General features: G+C 72.8%; 3 protein-coding genes. All 3 read right to left on the bottom strand.

Translation table 11 applies throughout. The features are described 5' to 3' along the window. Positions 1-749 (bottom strand): ATP-dependent 6-phosphofructokinase (locus tag ACY45C_RS17540; protein WP_462188639.1); only part of this gene is annotated, 749 nt, incomplete at its 3' end. Positions 750-892: 143 nt separating this feature from the next. Beyond that, positions 893-1,423, bottom strand: a complete 531-nt coding sequence (locus ACY45C_RS17535) for a polyadenylate-specific 3'-exoribonuclease AS (RefSeq protein ID WP_462188638.1) — start codon at positions 1,421-1,423, stop codon at positions 893-895. A 4-nt stretch (positions 1,424-1,427) separates the two neighbouring features. Next, a partial coding sequence (locus ACY45C_RS17530) for a hypothetical protein (protein ID WP_462188637.1) occupies positions 1,428-2,602 on the bottom strand: 1,175 nt, incomplete at its 5' end.

Genomic DNA, 2,602 nt, shown 5'->3' with positions numbered 1-2,602 from the left:
GCCCCGATGCCCTGCAGACGGACATGCCCGAAGGCATCGACCTCGCCCTCCCTGGCGACCATGGTGCCCGTGATCGGGACGGCGCCCTCGGCCGCGACGATGATCGGCGCGTAGTGGGTGGCAAATCGAGCCTCGACGAAGGCGCACACCTTGTCGAAATCGAACGGCCGCTCCGGGATGAGAATGACGTTGGCTCCCCCCGCCATGCCGCTGTGCAGGGCGATCCACCCGGCATGGCGGCCCATGACCTCAACGATCAACACCCGGTGATGGCTTTCCGCGGTGGTGTGCAGCCGGTCAATCGCCTCCGTGGCGATGTTGACCGCGGTGTCGAAACCGAAGGTGTAGTCCGTCGCGGAGAGGTCGTTGTCGATAGTCTTGGGCACTCCGACCACGGGCAGTCCCTCGGCGTGCAGCTGGGCGGCCACCCCCAGGGTGTCCTCCCCGCCGATCGCGATGAGCGCGTCCACCGCGGCGGCGGCGAGGTGCTCGCGCACCAGCGCGGGCCCGTCCACGGCGGCGTAGGGATTCGTGCGGCTGGAGCCGAGGATCGTGCCGCCGCGCGGGAGGATCCCCCGCACGGCCGCGATGTCCAGAGGGACCGTCTCGCCGGTCAGCGGCCCCCGCCAGCCGTCCCGGTACCCGACGAAGCTGTGGCCGTAGACGCTCTCTCCCTTGCGCACGACGGCCCGGATCACCGCGTTGAGTCCCGGGCAGTCGCCGCCACCGGTCAGTACGCCGATCCTCATCCCGAGTTCTCCCGTCGACCGTACACCGCTTTCTCCGGCGGCAGCGTAGCGGGAGGGCCGTACTTCAGGACAACATTGTGGTTACGTGGCGTGGCGACGATAGGCCGCCGCGGCCGCGTCATCGACTCATCGGGATGGGTGACTCATCGGGATGGGTCCGAGACGGCGGCGGCCTGGGCGCGCAGCGGGGCGAGAACCCGCCACCGGGCGAGGTTGTGCAAGGCGTCAGCGAGCGCATCGTGGGCGTTGGGCGGCGGTGCGGGAAGAACCGGCCGGCCCACTTCCTCCCACAGCTGACGCAGGTCCCGGGTGAAGCGGGGCAGCTGGGCGGGCAGGGCGGGCATCCTACCGAAGAGCTGGCAGAGCACCACGTGGTCATAGGCCCCGTACCAGGCCCACAGCTCGGGGGTACCACCCGCGGTCAACAGCGCGGCGACCTCGTCACGGATTCGGGCCCGCGGCTTCCACGCCTCGCCCGACGGCGACGGCAGCTGGTCGATGACGTTGCGACGGACCCAGGGCACGGCCCACGACGGATCGAACTCGGTCGACACGGCATAGTACCGCTGTGTGCCGTCCTCGCTGACGATTCCGATGCTGACCAGATCGAGCCAGTGATGACCGGTGTCGGTGCGTTCGATGAACTCGGTGTCGTAAAAGAAGCGGGTTCCCACCGGCTCAGTCTCCTCCGACCGAGGTGTCCGCCATGGTCGGCGGCTCGGCCGCGGACCACCCCGGGCCAGGGCCCGAGCGCCGGCGCCACGGGCGCAGCAAGGCCCCGAGCAGCAGCGCCGCCAGGGCGGCACCGATCAACGGCAGCAGCCACAGCAGCGGCCCGGAGTACTCCTCCGTGGCGTCATCCCCGGACGCCGCCGCCCGCGGACCGCCCGGCCCCGGCGACCGCCCTCCTGCCGGGACGATCGCCGGCGTCGCGCGGCAGCCGGCCGCACCCGCGACGGACGGCGGAGTCACCGCGGGACCGGTCGCCGGGGAGACCCGGACCTCGACCCGGGCGGCGCCGGGATCATTGACGAGGCAGAGCAGACCAGCCCCGGGCGCGGACGTCACCCGCGCCCCGGTGACCTGCACCTGGTAGCCCGTCGGATAGGACCAGGCCGGCACGCTGATCGCGGTCGCCGTGCCGGCAGCGAGGGGCGGCCCGGCCGACGGCGTGGTCCGGTAGGCCACCATCAGCACCCGCGACGCGTCGAAGCGCAACACCTCCGGTACCCCGGCGATGGCCACGGGGTAGGGGCGGACGATGTCTGCGGGCGGGGCGGGCGCCCGGCGTTCGGCGCCGCTGCTCCCGACGGGCGCGGCGGTGCCCACCGTGCCCCCGGTCGGGCTCGGGGCGTCGTAGAACCAGCTCAGGCCGAACGCGTCGGCGGAGGCGACGAGACCGCGGACGCTGGCCGCCGACCCGTCCTTCCAGCCGACCAGGTATCCGGTCGGATCATTGACCGCCACCGTCGATGCGGCGTCGAACGGGGCGGGCCGGTTCCGCCACAGCAGGTGAGTGCCGTCATGCGCGGCCACCGCCGCTACGAGACTCTCACCGCCGCCACCACCCTCGGGCACCTCGTAGCCGAGCAGGCCCGGCACGTCGCGGAACCGCGTCGCCAACCGTTCGAGCCCCGCGGCGAGGCCGGCGACGGAGGGTACGTAGCCCGCCGAGGCGGGCACGATCCGCAGCGTGACCCGCAACCCGCGGTCGGTGAACATGCGGGTGAGGGCGGCGGCCTGGTCGAGTCCGGGGTCGGCGGGCGTGGTCGCCGCGCCGGCACCGTCGAGGACCGGCCCACCGGATGTCGCCGGGAAGCGGCCGCCGCTTGCCATCGGGACCGTCAGGGCCT

The sequence above is a fragment of the Frankia sp. CcWB2 genome, from assembly GCF_977927585.1.
This window is presented reverse-complemented; position numbering and strand designations above follow the sequence as displayed.